A 15925-nucleotide genomic window follows, 5' to 3' on the forward strand; every position below is an offset into this window, starting at 1 on the left:
CACCATTGGACCTGGCCGCAAACACTTTATATTAGTATTTACGAACATTAATAGAGAGAGGTTCTCGAGGGTTGAACATATTGGATCGATTGGCAACAGAAGTCAGCTTGATGCTCCGCAGACCACCGCGGCAGCAATATGCTGCGCTTTGCTATCGTTTCTCTGACAAGCGCGCCACACCGGACGTTCTCCTGCTGACAAGCCGTGATACCGGACGTTGGGTCATTCCCAAGGGTTGGCCCATGGGTGGAAAAAAAGCGCACGCTGTCGCCGAACAGGAAGCCTTCGAAGAAGCTGGCGTTCGCGGCAAGGCCAAAAAGTCGCCATTTGGTTTCTACGAGTACCGGAAAAAGCTCAATAGCGGCGTGAACGTGCAGTGCCGCGTTCAGGTGCATCTGCTCGAAGTGGCCGAACTTGCAGACGATTTCCGTGAGAAAGGCAGTCGCACCCTGGAGTGGGTCACGCCTGAGGAAGCTGCGTTGCGAGTAAACGAGCCGGAACTGAAAGCGTTGATGCAGACTTTCGGCCAACAGATGACGCAATCGAAATAGCCTCATCACCTGAAAACTGCCAACCTTAACAAAGCTGTCTCTCTGGCCTTTCTTTTCCCGAGGCCCTAAGAGATGGAACAATCCTCCTGTATCTTACCTTCAGCCCGCAAAACTGCCGGACGAAAAGGAATTCTGGCAACCGAGGTCTGAATGGCAACAAAACCGCCATCGAACATGAAACCGACTCTCGACAAGGATCTCGACAAGATCACTCGCGTCGAAGAGGCGACCCTGCACGTGACCCGGCAAATGGCCGGCGTTGGTGCGGGCTTCATGTTTGTTGTCCTGGCGGCGTTTTTCGCCAGCACCTTCGTCACCGGTGATCCCAACGCCTTTATCATCATCGCCGGCGTCATGGTTGGCGCCTATATGGCGATCAACATCGGCGCGAACGACGTGACGAACAATGTCGGTCCTGCCGTTGGCGCTAAGGCAATGCCCCTTGGAGTTGCCCTCGTTATCGCCGCCATTTGCGAAATTGCCGGCGCGCTGATCACTGGCGGCAATGTCGTGGAGACAATTTCCAGTGGCATCATCAACATCGACACCATTCCAGATCGGACGGCTTTCTCCTGGGCAATGCTGTCGGCCCTTCTCGCAGCGGGCCTTCTCGTCAACGTCTCGACTTGGACAAAGGCGCCGATCTCCACCACGCACACGGTCGTCGGCGGTGTCGCCGGAGCCGGCGTGGCGGCTTATGGCGTCAGTGCAGTCGATTGGCTTTCATTAAGCCGCATCGCCTTTGCATGGATGTTTGCGCCGTTCATCTCAGCCGCCATTGCCATCGCCATCCTCGCATTCATCAAGGAATTCATCATCTATCGCGAGGAAAAGATTGACGCTGCACGGCGTTGGGTTCCCGTTCTGATCGGCATGATGACAGGCGTTTTTACGGCCTACCTGATATGGGTCGGTCTGCGGCAGATTTTCCATATATCGCTTGGCTCTGCGAGTGGGCTGGGACTAATCTCCGGCGTCGTTGCCTGGCGCATATGCGTTCCCGTCATTCGCAAGCAGTCGGAAGGGCTGGAAAATCGTAACCAGTCGTTGAGGACGCTTTTCCAGTGGCCACTCATTCTGGCCGCTGGGTTGATGTCCTTCGCACATGGTGCCAACGACATTTCCAACTCCATCGGCCCGGTGGTGGCAATCGTACGCGCTGTGCATGACGAGGCCGTCAGCACCTCGGCGCGAGCGCCGTTGTGGGTGATGCTGATCGGCGCATTCGGGCTTTCGTGCGGTATCCTTCTCTACGGTCCGCGCCTCATCCGCCTCGTTGGCGAGCAGATTACCAAGCTTAATCCCATGCGGGCATTCTGCGTTTCTGTGGCAACGGCACTGACTGTGCTTGTGGCGTCCCGTTTCGGCCTCCCGGTCAGCACCACGCACACGGCAATTGGTGCTGTTTTCGGCGTGGGATTTTTCCGCGAATGGTACACGCGCACGTCAAGGCGACGACAGGAAGTCATTCACTCCGCGATCGCCACAGGCGGAAAATTCAACAAATTTCAGGATAATCCGTCAGAGGTGCGTCGCCGTTATCTGGTCAGGCGCTCGCACTTCATGACGATCATTGCGGCCTGGCTGATTACGGTTCCGTCCAGCGCATTGCTTGCAGCCCTGCTGTATTGGATTATGTATACCCTGTTTATTTGAGAGAACCGAAGACCCCTCATGCGCGCAAATTTCCGGATGCAACGCCTGTTTATCGACGTCCCGTTACACGCTGAAGCGGTGTGCGAGGCGAATGCTGAACAGTTCAACTACCTCGCCAATGTGCTGCGAATGAGCGATGGTTCCGAGATCCTGCTGTTCAACGGGCGCGATGGCGAATGGAAAGCCACCGTTTCTTTCCCCAGCCGCAAGAAAATCATTCTGACCTCATCTGAGCAGACAAGGCCGCAACCCTCTCCTTCCGATCTGCACTATCTGTTCGCACCGCTGAAAGTAGGACGGATGGACTACCTCGTGCAGAAAGCGGTGGAAATGGGCGCGGGACAGCTACAGCCCGTCATGACCCAGCATGTTCAGGGCAAAATCCACAACACCGAAAAACTACGTGCCAATGCCATCGAGGCGGCCGAGCAATGCGGCATCCTGTCCATCGCCGAAGTGGCTGAGCCCGTGAAGCTCAAGGATTTGCTCGATACATGGCCTCAGGATCGGCGGATTATCTATTGCGATGAGGGCGACGCCGGTCAAAATCCTCTTCCCATTCTTCGCGGCATCACCGAGACGAAGCTTGCCCTACTGGTTGGCCCGGAAGGCGGTTTTTCGGAAGAGGAACGAGAGCTTTTGCGCGCCAGCAGTTTCATTACGCCCATTCCGCTTGGGCCCCGAATCCTCAGAGCCGACACGGCCGCAGTCGCCGCTCTGGCCGTTATCCAGGCGGCAATCGGCGACTGGACGTAACCGACTTCGGGGCGCAAATTTTGCGCTTCATCCATCTTTAAAAGAAATTCATTTGCCTCGGCGTAGTATCCGGCCCTATCTGCCAATCATATGCCTCGCCGCAACAGAGACCGCATAACAAGGTAAGCCATGGCACGCGATACGACCGACCAGACACCCCTCTCCTCCGTCACGGAGCTTACTGACTATCTGGCCGGTGGCTGCAGACCTGAAGCGGACTTCCGCATTGGCACCGAACATGAAAAGTTCGCGTTCTTCCGCAAGGACAATACGCCAGTTCCCTATTTCGGCGACGCCAGCATTTCGGCCCTCTTGAAGGGCATGCAGGAGAAACTCGGCTGGGAACCGATCATGGACGGTGAAAACATCATCGGCCTTGGCGAACAGCATGGCATGGGCGCGATCTCCATCGAGCCCGGTGGTCAGTTCGAACTTTCAGGCGCACCGCTTGAGAACCTGCATCAGACCTGCAAGGAATCGAACCAGCATCTGGCGACCTTGCGCGAGGTCGCCGAACCCATGGGTATCCGTTTCCTTGGCGTTGGCGGCAGCCCTCTGTGGAGCTTTGAAGACACACCACGCATGCCGAAATCGCGCTACGCGATCATGACGCGCTATATGCCGAAAGTCGGGACCAAGGGTCTCGACATGATGTACCGCACCTGCACGATTCAGGTGAACCTCGACTTCTCCTCGGAAGAGGACATGCGCCAGAAGATGCGGGTTTCGATGAAGCTGCAATCTTTGGCAACCGCACTGTTTGCGTCCTCACCGTTTACGGAAGGCAAACCGAATGGTCTGCTCTCCTGGCGCGGCGATATCTGGCGCGACACGGACAATCAGCGTTCCGGCGTTTTACCCTTCACCTTCAAGCCGGACTTCGGTTTCAAGGATTACGTGGAGTGGGCACTGGATGTGCCGATGTACTTCATCGTGCGCGACGGCAAATATCACGATTGCACACATGTAACCTTCCGCCAGTTCATGAACGGCGCATTGAAGGGCGAGGTTGCCGAATGGCAGCCAACCATGGGTGACTGGACCAACCATCTATCGACGCTCTTCCCGGACGTGCGCTTGAAGCGCTTCCTGGAGATGCGTGGTGCCGATGGCGGGCCATGGCGCCGCATTTGCGCCCTGCCCGCTTTCTGGGTTGGCCTTCTTTATGATCGCGAAGCTCTTTCGGCAGCAGACGCTCTGACAGCGGACTGGTCTTACGACGATGTTCTCGCACTGCGCAATGCCGTACCGGTCGAAGGTCTGAATGCCGGGATCGCTGGAAAATCGCTATTAGGCGTTGCCCGCGAGGTCGTCGATATTTCTCGCCGCGGCCTGAAAAATCGCAATCGTCTGAACGGTGACGGACAGGACGAAAGCGTTTTCCTGTCATCGCTCGACGAGGTTCTTGCCAAGAAAACCACGCTCGCTGAAGATCTGCTGTCGCTCTACAACGGCCGCTGGAACGGGTCAGTCCTGCCGATTTTCGACGAATACCAGTATTGATGAGGGCGGCGCGGTGTTAGGTCGCGCCGACTGAAAACAAAAAAGCCCGGTGCGGCCGGGCTGGCCGTACACCGGGCAAAGGCAGGGCTATTGGCAAATCACCCTGCGGGGAAAATCATACTGGGCGGGAGCACAACGTCGTTTGCCGCAACCCAGATCAGTGTGAACATCGGTCAAGCGAAGGCGCGTACGCTCTTCGATCTGACGCCTTAATCTGGACGACGGATCTCGAACCTCGATACAGCGCGTAATCTCGCCGCGCGGGTTAGATGTTCGGTCGGGTCCTCGAGCAGGCCGCTATCGAGTGCCCTCATTACATCCGCGCGGGCAATCCCGACATCGGCCAGCAGGCGATCATCGAGTTCCGTCAATTCATTGGCCGCGATACGATTGCCAATACGCCGCAGAAACGTTTTCACAGACGAGGCCGCACGCACGGCGACGCGAACCCACGTTTCGCTCTGCCTTGTGGTTGCGAGTTCCAGTTCCATTCTCCGTTCTGCCGTGCGCATAACACTTATCCTTTCGTAACGGCACGATGCGGCACCGCCTCCGGCGCACCACGCGCGGAAAGCTGCCTTTGCTGAGAGGCGAAGCTGAATGCTTGCCTCGGGGTTGAGTTGATTTGCTGGCGTCAAAATGTCGCAAGACTATTGATCAGTCCAACGAATGTTTCTAATGTAAGGTATCAATAGCTCTTATGGATCAATATCCATGTCCGCACCCCTCGACATAGATCAGCTTCACACTTTCATCGCCATCGTCGATACCGGAAGTTTCACGAAAGCAGCGGATCGCGTTTTCAAGACGCAATCGGCCGTTTCCATGCAGATGCGACGACTTGAGGAGCGGATCGGCAAACAGCTTTTCGCCAAGGACGGGCGTGGTAACCGCCTGACGGCGGAAGGCGAGAAGCTTATGAATTATGCCCGTCGCATCATTCGTCTGAACAACGAGGCGATTGCAGCCTTCGATGACAATCGACTGGAAGGTACGCTTCGGATCGGCACACCGGACGACTATGCCGATCGTTATATGCCCGAAATCATCGGGCGTTTTGCAAAAACCCATCCGAATGTCGAACTTTACATCGTCTGTGAGCCTTCCGTCAGTCTCGGCGAGAAAATGGCGCGCGGCGAACTGGATATCGCACTGGTCACTCATAACCCCCGCGCCCGCTCGTCCGATGTCGTGCGCACGGAGCCTCTCTGTTGGGTCGCCTCCGCTAACCATCCGCTCAAGGACGACGCACCGGTGCCACTTGCTGTTGGTCGCCGCGATTGTCATTGGAGGCAGCTCGCCTGCTCCGCGCTCGACGCCGATGGCCGCGACTATCAAATCCTCTTTACAAGCTGGTCGTCCACGGTCGTTGCAGCCGCCGTTCTTGCAGGCATGGCGGTTTCCGTCCTGCCGGAATCGGCTCTACGCACCGGCATGAAGGTACTGACCTCCGCAGATGGTTTCCCACCTTTGCCTCCAGTGCAGATTGGCCTGATGAAGCGCCCCGGTCTGTCGCCGTCGCTCGTCAATGCCATTACCGACCACATCACCGCCTGCCTCGACAATATTTCACCGGCAAGCGTGGCCGACGAAATGGACAGCGACGTCAAGACCTACCCGAAGCTACCCCGTCTGAGAGCGGGGCATATGTTGCCTGGCTGGTAGAACCTCTCACGAATAAAAAAGCCGGAGCACACGCCCCGGCTTTTTTGTTGACGGCGTCTCGGCTCAGGCGAGATATTTTTTGAAGAATTCGGTCGTCCGGCTCCAGGCAAGATCTGCGGCCGCCTTGTCGTAACGGGCTGAAGAGGTATCATTGTTGAAGGCGTGATTGACGCCGTCATAAATGAATATCTCGAACGTCTTGCCGTTTTCCTCCAGCGCCTTTTTGTAAGCGTCTATTCCGGCGTTGATCCGTTCATCCAGGCCAGCGTAGTGCAGCAGCAACGGCGCCTTGATCGCCGGAACATCGGCTGCCGTTGCCTGCTGACCGTAATAGGCAACGCCGGCATTCAGCCCTTCCGATTTGGTGGCAAAGCGATTGACGAGCCCGCCACCCCAGCAGAAACCGACCGCGCCAACCTTGCCGTTTGCACCTTGCCGCGCCGCGAGCCATACACGGCTTGCTTCGGCATTGGCCACAGTCGCATCCATGTCGAGACCACTGAACATCTGGCGCGCCTTTTCCTCATCGGCGGGCGTTCCGCCCTGAGGCGACAGGAAGTCAACGGCGAGTGCCCGAAAGCCATCCAGAGCAGCTCGACGTGCAACATCGCGGATGTGATCGTTCAGACCCCGGTTTTCATGGATGACAATCACCGATCCCAATGGACCGGATGCTGATTTCGGCGTGACGAGATAACCCTTCATCTCACCGGACGCACCCGGATAGGCCACGTCTTCCGCAACAATACGCTCGTCATCAGCCGCGACAACGGCAGCCTTTGCACTATTGGCCGCAAGAAGCGGCGCAATCGTTGCGGCAGCCGCTCCCGAACCGGCAAGCAAACTCAGCTTTTCCATGAACTTGCGGCGATCAAGGCTGAGATGCGTATATTCATCGTAAGCATCGATCATTGCCTGCGTGATTTTCGGCTTATCCATCACCGTATCCTCCCTCAACTCATGATGAGGGAGGATAACGCAGATCACATTGCCCGCGATGATGTCAAATAGTGGTGGCGGCACACGTTTGCGTGAAGTCCCACCACCCTTGGTCGCAGTGCATCAGGCGGCGAGGTCAACCACGATGCGGCCTTCGATCTTGCCTTCTTCCATTCGGTGGAAGATATCGTTGATGTTATCGAGCTTGTCCCAGGAGAAGTGGGCTGCGACTTTGCCCTCACCCGCGAAGGTCAGTGCTTCCTCCAGATCCTGCCGCGTACCGACGATGGAACCACGCACGGTAATGCGTTTCAGCACCGTGTCGAAAACCGGAATGGAAATGAAGCCCGGCGGCAAGCCGACCAGTGCCATCGTACCCTTGGAACGAAGGAAGCCATAAGCCTGCTCCATGGCCTTGGGAGAGACCGCCGTGACCAAGGCGCCATGTACGCCACCGACGGCCTTCTGTACCTGCTCGACCGCATCCGCCGCACGCCCATTGACGATGACATCGGCGCCCAGCTTTTTCGCAAGTTCCAGCTTGTCGTCGAAAATGTCGGCTGCGACAACATTCATGCCCATGGCCTTGGCATATTGCACGGCCATATGGCCGAGGCCACCAATGCCGGAGATCACAACCCATTCGCCGGGTCTCACCTCGGTTTCCTTCAGGCCCTTGTAGACGGTGACGCCTGCACAAAGAACGGGAGCGGCGGGACCAAATTCGAGATTATCCGGCAGGCGTCCGACGAACTTCGGATCGGCGAGACCATATTCGGCGAAGCTGCCATTCACCGAGTAACCGGCATTTTTCTGGCTCGGGCAAAGTGTCTCCCATCCCGTTCGGCAAGGAATACAGCAACCGCAGGCCGTATAAAGCCATGGTGTTCCGGCCCGATCACCTTCCTTGATGCCGGTGACGCCAGCGCCGATCTTGGCAACGTAACCAACACCCTCATGACCGGGGATGAAAGGCGGGTTCGGCTTGACCGGCCAATCACCTGTCGCGGCATGAAGGTCGGTGTGGCAAATACCCGTTGCCTTGTAGTTGATGAGAATTTCGCCCGGACCGGGATCAGGAATCGGCACTTCCTCGATCGTCAGCGGTTTTCCAAATGCGCGGACAACAGCCGCCTTCATTGTTTTTGCCATGACATACTCCCTAAATCTCAACTCACGATGGAGAGATTAACGAGGAAAGCACGTCATGGAATTGACCTAGAGCAAATCGGGGCATTTTAGCGGACCGACTGTCTCACTTATGAGGCAACAAGGCGCGCTGTTTTATTCCAGCGCCAGCCAGATAGCGAGCCAGCCCCAGAGAGCGACCAGAACAGCAAAACCCAATCCAAAAAGCGGGGCCCGGTAGCGCAGGCTGTTGCTGGTCACATGAACGAAGGAATGGCCATAACGCGTGAGCACAAAAATCCACGCCAGCACGACCGTGACGATATTGTCCGCGTCGGTGATGTAAAGCAGCAGGCAGGCGATGTGAAACAGCACCGGAAGTTCGAACTGATTGGCGATGTTCCGGTTTACCAGGCGGCTTTCGCGCGCTTCTTCGCCGCTGTCCTTGTAACGCATGACAGCGTCGCGATCGACGAAGGTGTATTTCTGGCGCCGAACAAGAAGCAGGGCATAAAGTGCGAAAACGAGAAGGACATGGGCAATCATCGGCCAGAACATTGCGGTCGTCGGTGACATGCTTTCTCCTTCAATGACGAAAACGCTCTCCGACCCGGCACGGATCGGAGAGCGCCAAATACTCAGAGAACCTTTTTACGGATTCGCTTCGAAAGATCAAACCGAACCGGGATAGTTCGGGCTTTCGCGGGTGATCGTCACGTCGTGCGCGTGGCTTTCGCGCAGTCCAGCGCTGGAAATGCGCACGAAGGTAGCGCGTTCCTGGAATTCCTTGATCGTACCGCCACCGACATAACCCATGGCAGCCTTCAGGCCGCCTGCAAGCTGGTGCAGAACGCCGGAGACCGGACCTTTATACGGAACCTGACCTTCGATGCCTTCCGGAACAAGCTTCAGCGTATCGCGGACTTCCGCCTGGAAGTAACGGTCTGCCGAACCACGCGCCATGGCACCAACGGAACCCATGCCGCGGTAAGCCTTGAAGGAGCGACCCTGATAGAGGAAGACCTCACCGGGGCTCTCATCCGTGCCAGCGAGAAGCGAGCCGATCATCACGGCGGATGCGCCTGCGGCGATTGCCTTGGCAAGGTCGCCGGAGAACTTGATGCCGCCATCGGCAATGACAGGGATATCGGCAGCATTGGCAACTTCAACCGATGCCATGATCGCGGCAAGCTGCGGAACGCCGACACCGGCAACGATACGTGTCGTGCAGATAGAACCCGGGCCGATACCGACCTTTACGCCATCCGCACCCGCATCAATCAGCGCCTTGGTACCGTCAGCCGTCGCGACGTTACCGGCAATGATACGAACCGAGTTCGACATTTTCTTTACATGGGCAACGGCGTCGAGAACGCGCTGCGAATGACCATGTGCCGTATCGACGACCAGAAGGTCTACGCCGGCGTCGATCAGACGCTCGGCACGCTCGATGGCGTCAGCGCCAACGCTGATTGCGGCAGCGGCACGCAGACGGCCCTGCGCATCTTTCGTGGCATTCGGGTTAAGCTGCGACTTCTCGATGTCCTTGACGGTGATGAGGCCAACGCAGTTGCCCTTCGCATCGACAACAAGCAGCTTTTCAATGCGATGCTTGTGCAGCAGACGCCGTGCTTCCTGCTGGTCAACGCTGCTTTCCTTGACCGTGACCAGATTTTCGCGGGTCATCAGTTCGTAGATCTTCTGCTGCGGGTCAGACGCAAAACGCACATCGCGGTTGGTGAGGATACCAACGAGACGGCCGTTCTTGTGACCGCCGGCGCCACCGTTTTCGACCACCGGAATACCGGAGATGCCGTGGGCCTTCATCAGCGCCTGGGCTTCCGCCAGCGTTGCATCCGGTCCGATTGTCACCGGGTTGACGACCATGCCGCTTTCAAACTTCTTGACCTGACGAACTTCCTCGGCCTGCTCGATCGGCGTCAGGTTGCGGTGGATAACACCAATACCGCCGGCCTGTGCCATCGCAATGGCAAGACGACCTTCGGTCACGGTATCCATAGCGGACGAAAGGATCGGGAGGTTCAGGTCAATATCGCGGGCAATACGGGTGGAAATATTCGTCTGGCCAGGCATGACCTCCGAATGTCCGGGTTGCAGCAACACATCGTCAAATGTGAGAGCGTCCAAACCAGTGGGTGTTTGAATGATGCGTGCCATGGCCAAATTCCTTCAGACTGAAAATGCATGGCCGGTCCGGAACGATTAGTTCACCCCGGCGGTCCTGCAAGGATTGCGTGGAAGTTGGCGAGGGCTGGTAACACGTTCATGACAGGAAGGGAATAGAAAAAACCCGGAAAGCGATTCCGGGCTTTCGCTGTTGCTGCATTGCAGCACGATCAGATGTCGAACTGGTAGGATTTCGGCACGAACCGGTAGCCGGTCTCCTGCTTTTCCGCATAACCAACTGCCGGGAACGGCATGTGGTAGCCGAGGAAGGGAAGACGATCTGTTGCGATCATGTCGAACAGCTTCTTGCGCGACGCAGCAGCAGCCGCCTTGTCCATGTCGAATTTCACTTCCCATTCCGGGCGCTGCAGCGACAGCACGAAATGGTTCGCGGTATCGGCCGTCAGGACCAGCTGCTTGCCATCCGACTCGACCTGGAAAATCAGATGTCCGGGAGAATGGCCGAAAGCAGCTACACTGGTAATGCCAGGTACCACAGTTGCGGCGTCACCGATAAAGGTTGCCTTCTCCGCCAGCGGCTTGACGCTGGCCAGAACGCCTTTGTGGCCACCCTCAGCAGGCGTGCCAACACGCTTTTCATCTGTCCAGAAATCATATTCCGCCTGCCCGAAGACATAGCGTGCCTTTGGAAACGCCGGAGCACCTTTTTCCATCAGGCCTCCGATGTGATCGCCATGCATGTGGGTGAGCACAACCACCGTCACATCTTCCGGCGTGTAACCGGCCGCAGCCATGCCTTCGATCAGACGGCCGTTACCAGAACCGCGTCCAGCTTCACCAAAGCCGGTATCGAACAGGACGAGTTCAGATCCTGTATTCACCAGAACGGGAGAGAACGAGTTGACGAACTGATCCTTCGGCAGAAAATTCTGTTCCAGCAATGCGCCGACCGTTTCGGCAGATTGATTGGTGCCGAAGGTTTCTCCCGGGTTGGGGGCGGCGCGTGCGCCGTCCTTCACGACCAAAATTTCGAACTGGCCGAGCTTGAAGCGATTCGTTTCCGGAGGCATGGCGTGATCGATCTCCATGGAGGTTTGCGGCTGTGCCGTCTGAGCGACTGCCCGCGTCATCAAGAAAGGCGCACCGAGAGCGCCGGCGCCGACCGCTCCCATAAGGCCGCGCCTGCTCATATGCAAAAACTGCGTCATGATCTTTCTCCGATATCGTTGAGGGCCCAAATTCGTGCCCGCGAACAATAAGCCAAGAAAATTACAAGGAAACGGGGTCTCACGCAGGTTTGATGACATGGACTAAAATTAACAAATATCCAGTTGGCAAGCCCGCTTATCAGGCGTAGGAGGAGGCCAGCATCCTTGTCGCAGCGCAACGCCGCAGGCAGCCTATGAACCGCATTATCCCATTGATCCTTGCTGTCGCTCTTTTCATGGAGCAGATGGACTCGACCGTCATCGCAACATCGCTGCCCGCGATTGCCGCCGACCTTAATGTCGGCCCGATCACGCTGAAGCTTGCATTGACCGCCTATATGGTGGCGTTGGCGATCTTCATCCCGATCAGCGGCTGGATGGCGGACAAATATGGCGCCAAGAAAATATTCCGCATCGCCATCGGCGTTTTCGTCGTCGGATCGATCTGCTGCGCGGTGTCTTCGTCTGTCTTCGAGTTTGTTGTTTCCCGTTTCCTGCAGGGCATGGGCGGTGCGATGATGACGCCGGTCGGTCGTCTCGTTCTCCTGCGAACGACAAAGCGCAGCGAGCTTGTCTCTGCCATGGCGCTTTTGACGATCCCCGGCCTGGTCGGCCCCCTGACCGGCCCACCGATCGGCGGTTTCATCACCACCTATTTCTCCTGGCACTGGATTTTCCTGATCAATGTACCGATCGGCATTATCGGGATCTGGCTGTCGACAATCTTTCTACCGGAAATAGAGACAACCAACCCGCCGCCAATGGACGGCAAAGGCTTCATCCTGTCCGGCGTTGCAGCCTCGGGCGTGGTGTTCGGCGTTTCCGTGGTCAGCCTTCCCGCACTTCCGCCAGCCATCGGCATTGCTTCAACGATCATCGGTTTCATCAGCGGCATTCTCTATCTGCGGCACGCAGCCAACCATCCCGCACCCATTCTGGATTTCCGTATTTTCCAGAATGCGACATTCCGCGCAGCCTCGGTGGGTGGAACGATTTTCCGCATTTCGACGGGCGCCATCCCCTTCCTTATGCCGCTGATGTTGCAGATCGGTTTCGGGCTTAATCCGTTCCAATCCGGCATGATCACCTTTGCCGGGGCGATCGGCGCGATCACCACGAAATTCATTGCCAAGCGTGTATTTGCGACGACCGGCTTCCGGACGACGCTGATCGGCGCGGGTATTGTTGGAGCGTTTACGACGCTCGCCAACAGCTTCTTCACCCCCGAAACGCCCTACCCGCTGATCATGATCTTCCTCGTGACCGCAGGTTTTGCCCGCTCGTTCTTCTTCACAGGTTCGAATGCGCTCAGCTATTCGGACATTGAAGACAGTCAGGCCAGCCAGGCAACCTCGATGGCATCGGTGCTGCAGCAAATCAGCCTTGCTCTGGGTGTCGCCTTCGCCGCATCGATCCTGGAGGTGAGCGCAATGATCTCGGGTTCGCACCTGCAGCTTGCCGATTTCCACATTGCCTTTGCAATCGTCGCTGCCGTTTCACTCTTCGCGATCTTCCCGATCATTCGCATGGATAGCAATGCGGGAGCGGCGGTTTCAGGCCATCGTGGCAAGGTCTCGCAACCGGCAGAGTAATATAAAAAGACTGTATCAGGCGACGCGGTCAAGACACGCCCCGTCCCGCGCAAAAAAAGGGATCAGCCGAACCGATCCCTTTTTCTGTCTTTAGTATAGCTTATTCGCCGGCGACGGTTTCATCTTCATCATCCCGGCTCTGCGGCGCCGCTTTGCGGCCTTTAAAGTGCTTGGCCAGCAGGAACATCTCGACGGATTCGGAGCGTGAAGACGCAGGCTTGATATGCAGGACCTGCTTGAAGTTTTTCTTCAGCATGTCGAGCAGCGTCTTTTCCGTGCCGCCCTGGAAAGTCTTGGCGAGGAAATGGCCACCCTCCGCAAGCACCTGGATAGCGAAGTCGGCCGCGACTTCACACAGGTGCATGGTGCGGATATGGTCCGTTTTCTGATGGCCGGTCGTCGGCGCCGCCATGTCGGACAGAACCAGATCAGGCGTGCCACCAACCGCTTCCATCAATTTTTCAGGTGCAGACGGGTCCAGGAAGTCTAGCTGCAGGATCTTCACGCCCGGGATAGGATCGAGTTCGAGGAAGTCGATTGCGGCGACGCGGATGTCATCCTCGGTGGAATCCGTTACCTTGGCGGCAATCTGCGACCAGCTTCCAGGTGCTGCACCAAGGTCGATGATGCGGCGTGCATCCTTCAGGATCTGGTGCTTATCATTGATCTCGAGCAGCTTGAAAGCCGCGCGGGCGCGGTAGCCTTCGAGCTTGGCGCGCTGCACATAGGGATCGTTGATATGACGTTCGAGCCAGCGACGAGAAGACGCTTTGAGCTTGGTCTTCTTGACCTTCTGGCCAATCTTTCGTCCGGTACGGTTGTTGCTTGTCGGCGCCTTGCTCATGTCAAACCTTCTGTCCGTTCTTGCCGCGCCGTCTGCATGCGCCGTATACGGTTGCGCCGCCACGCACCGTCATCCGCCATCATGTCCGTCAGCAGGCCCTCGCGCAAGCCGCGGTCGGCGACACGCATGCGGCGTGCGGGCCAACGGCGGCGAATTGCTTCCAGAATGGCGCAACCGGCCAGAACCAGATCCGCCCTGTCGGGCCCGATGCAGGCGTTGGCAGCACGACCGGCAAAATCCCAGGCCAGCAGCTTGTCCTGCATGGCCGTCACTTCTGCATCCGAAAGCCACAGGCCATCGACCTTTCGGCGGTCATAGCGTGGAAGATCAAGATGTACGCCCGCAAGTGTCGTAACGGTGCCGGACGTACCAATCAGATGGAAATCTTCATGGGCGGCCTGTACAACAACCGGTGGGCAATGGAAGGCATCCAGCAGGCCCTCAACCTCGCGCACCATGGCGGCAAAGACATCGGGCGTCACATCGCGACCACCGTGACGTTCAGACAGGGTGACAACACCGACAGGCAGCGACGTCCAGTGGGTGATGTGATTGGCAAGCCGGTTGGAACGGTTCTCACCGACCCTGATGACAGCGATTTCGGAAGAACCGCCACCGATATCGAACAGTACGACAGAGCGAGCCTCACGGCCGACCAGAGATGCACATCCCGAGACGGCAAGGCGTGCTTCCGTTTCGCGGCTGATGATTTCGAGCCTCAGCCCTGTCTCGCGTGTGACGCGGGCCAGAAACTCCTCGCCATTGGCGGCAGCACGGCAGGCCTCCGTCGCAATCAGTCGCATACGCCTGATCGGACGCCCGGACAGTTTCGCCGCGCAGACTTTCAGCGCTTCCACAGCACGATCCATCGCGTCTCCGGAAAGGCGACCACTCGATACCAGCCCCTCACCCAGGCGGACGATGCGCGAAAATGCATCGACGACGCGGAACTGGCCGGGACGCGTCGGCTGCGCGATCAGTAGGCGGCAGTTATTGGTGCCAAGATCCAGTGCCGCATACATGTCCGCGCCGGAATCAGCATGGTCATGCGATTTCGACGCATGGCGACCCGCGCCCTCATGCTTCTTCTGCTGCTCCGCAACGGCCGCACCGTGACCACGGCCATTCGGCTTGGCTACATGCTTGGGCGCGTGAGACGGCACAAGAGGGCGACCCTGCGGATCGCGGTGCACCCGCTTGCGATTGCGCGATTTGCGGCTACCGCCGGGAACACCACTCGGGTTAGGCGCCTGAATTGCGATATCGGGAGACTGCTTTGCCGCCGCGGCAGGAGCACTTGCCTGCTGAGACGTGCCCTTCCCGCGTGAACGCCTGCGACGCTTGCGCTTGCGCGGTTCTTCGTTCGACTCGAGAGCCGATGCATAGTGGGAACCGGCCGGAACATCAGTGACAACATCATGCGGCACCACAGCAACGTCGCGGGGCTTACCGTGACGCCTGTTCTTCTTGCCGCGACGGGAACGCTTCGCCTTCCCTTTGTCAACCACCGACGCCCCTTGGTCCGACGGCTTTGGGCCGTTTCCGGGGTCGATCACTGTCTTGTCCATTTCGCCGCGCACAAGCGTTGTCGCTATGCAGCAGGCTTTCATTAGGTTTCGTTGGTGCGACAATACCAGCGCAAGTCATTTTAGCCAACTGGTTTTTGCCGGACCGAAACGCACACGAGAGCGCAGCCGAAAAATCGTGCTGATAGACAATACGGAAAACTATGGGAGAAAATTCTCTCCCCTCCTTGGAAGTCCATAATCATGACTGAACTTTCAGGGAGGGGAGAGTGGTACGGTTGAGTGGGGTCGAACCACCGACCTCAGGTGCCACAAACCTGCGCTCTAACCAACTGAGCTACAACCGCACACCAACGCGCCGAAGCGCCGTCGTGGAGGGTCCAATAAAAGGTGTTTTCCCGATTTGCAA

General features: G+C 57.6%; 14 protein-coding genes and 1 tRNA gene. 6 read left to right on the forward strand and 9 right to left on the reverse strand.

Features of this window, described 5'->3' with window-relative positions:
* Positions 1-110 precede the first annotated feature (110 nt).
* The 4 genes from ACIQT8_RS13645 (at position 111) to ACIQT8_RS13660 (ending at position 4466) form a co-directional block, all read left to right on the forward strand.
* A complete protein-coding gene (locus tag ACIQT8_RS13645) occupies positions 111-551 on the forward strand; it encodes an NUDIX hydrolase (protein ID WP_138794630.1) in 441 nt (146 codons plus the stop codon).
* A gap of 150 nt (positions 552-701) precedes the next feature.
* A complete protein-coding gene (locus ACIQT8_RS13650) occupies positions 702-2207 on the forward strand; it encodes an inorganic phosphate transporter (RefSeq protein WP_400966049.1) in 1506 nt (501 codons plus the stop codon).
* Between the two features lie 18 nt (positions 2208-2225).
* A complete protein-coding gene (locus ACIQT8_RS13655; protein WP_400966052.1) occupies positions 2226-2963 on the forward strand; it encodes a 16S rRNA (uracil(1498)-N(3))-methyltransferase in 738 nt (245 codons plus the stop codon).
* A gap of 129 nt (positions 2964-3092) precedes the next feature.
* A complete protein-coding gene (locus ACIQT8_RS13660) occupies positions 3093-4466 on the forward strand; it encodes a glutamate--cysteine ligase (protein WP_400966055.1) in 1374 nt (457 codons plus the stop codon).
* Between the two features lie 209 nt (positions 4467-4675).
* On the opposite strand, the gene ACIQT8_RS13665 is transcribed toward ACIQT8_RS13660, so the two are convergent.
* A complete protein-coding gene (locus ACIQT8_RS13665; protein ID WP_400966058.1) occupies positions 4676-4978 on the reverse strand; it encodes a DUF1127 domain-containing protein in 303 nt (100 codons plus the stop codon).
* 202 nt (positions 4979-5180) lie between these two features.
* Here ACIQT8_RS13665 and ACIQT8_RS13670 point away from each other — a divergent pair, with 202 nt between their 5' ends.
* Positions 5181-6131 carry a LysR substrate-binding domain-containing protein gene (locus ACIQT8_RS13670; RefSeq protein ID WP_138794625.1) on the forward strand — a complete coding sequence of 317 codons (951 nt, stop codon included), beginning with the start codon at positions 5181-5183 and terminating at the stop codon, positions 6129-6131.
* Between the two features lie 63 nt (positions 6132-6194).
* On the opposite strand, the gene ACIQT8_RS13675 is transcribed toward ACIQT8_RS13670, so the two are convergent.
* From ACIQT8_RS13675 to ACIQT8_RS13695, 5 genes are all read right to left on the reverse strand, one after another.
* Positions 6195-7070: a dienelactone hydrolase family protein gene (locus ACIQT8_RS13675; RefSeq protein WP_400966062.1), complete on the reverse strand. Its 876-nt coding sequence runs from the start codon at positions 7068-7070 to the stop codon at positions 6195-6197.
* Positions 7071-7193: 123 nt separating this feature from the next.
* Positions 7194-8222, reverse strand: coding sequence for an alcohol dehydrogenase AdhP (gene adhP / locus ACIQT8_RS13680; RefSeq protein WP_400966065.1), 1029 nt, complete (start codon positions 8220-8222; stop codon positions 7194-7196).
* 132 nt (positions 8223-8354) lie between these two features.
* Positions 8355-8756, reverse strand: coding sequence for an MAPEG family protein (locus tag ACIQT8_RS13685; protein WP_400966377.1), 402 nt, complete (start codon positions 8754-8756; stop codon positions 8355-8357).
* Between the two features lie 114 nt (positions 8757-8870).
* Positions 8871-10376, reverse strand: a complete 1506-nt coding sequence (gene guaB, locus ACIQT8_RS13690; RefSeq protein WP_138794621.1) for an IMP dehydrogenase — start codon at positions 10374-10376, stop codon at positions 8871-8873.
* A 179-nt stretch (positions 10377-10555) separates the two neighbouring features.
* On the reverse strand, positions 10556-11554 hold the full coding sequence (locus ACIQT8_RS13695; RefSeq protein ID WP_400966068.1) for an MBL fold metallo-hydrolase: 999 nt from the start codon (positions 11552-11554) through the stop codon (positions 10556-10558).
* A 194-nt stretch (positions 11555-11748) separates the two neighbouring features.
* Between ACIQT8_RS13695 and ACIQT8_RS13700 the strand changes: the two genes are divergently transcribed.
* Complete coding sequence (locus tag ACIQT8_RS13700) at positions 11749-13146, forward strand: MDR family MFS transporter (protein WP_400966071.1); 1398 nt, start codon at positions 11749-11751, stop codon at positions 13144-13146.
* Positions 13147-13246: 100 nt separating this feature from the next.
* Here ACIQT8_RS13700 and ACIQT8_RS13705 read toward each other — a convergent pair whose 3' ends face one another.
* From ACIQT8_RS13705 to ACIQT8_RS13715, 3 genes are all read right to left on the reverse strand, one after another.
* Positions 13247-13990, reverse strand: a complete 744-nt coding sequence (locus ACIQT8_RS13705) for an RlmE family RNA methyltransferase (RefSeq protein ID WP_400966074.1) — start codon at positions 13988-13990, stop codon at positions 13247-13249.
* Positions 13987-15600 (reverse strand): Ppx/GppA phosphatase family protein, encoded by a 1614-nt coding sequence (locus ACIQT8_RS13710; protein ID WP_400966077.1) that lies wholly within the window; start codon positions 15598-15600, stop codon positions 13987-13989. The genes ACIQT8_RS13705 and ACIQT8_RS13710 overlap by 4 nt, the downstream gene beginning before the upstream one ends.
* A gap of 186 nt (positions 15601-15786) precedes the next feature.
* Positions 15787-15863 (reverse strand) — tRNA-His (locus ACIQT8_RS13715).
* Between the last annotated feature and the right edge of the window lie 62 nt (positions 15864-15925).

Source organism: Agrobacterium sp. NPDC090273 (assembly GCF_044772305.1).
Classification (GTDB): Bacteria; Pseudomonadota; Alphaproteobacteria; order Rhizobiales; family Rhizobiaceae; genus Agrobacterium.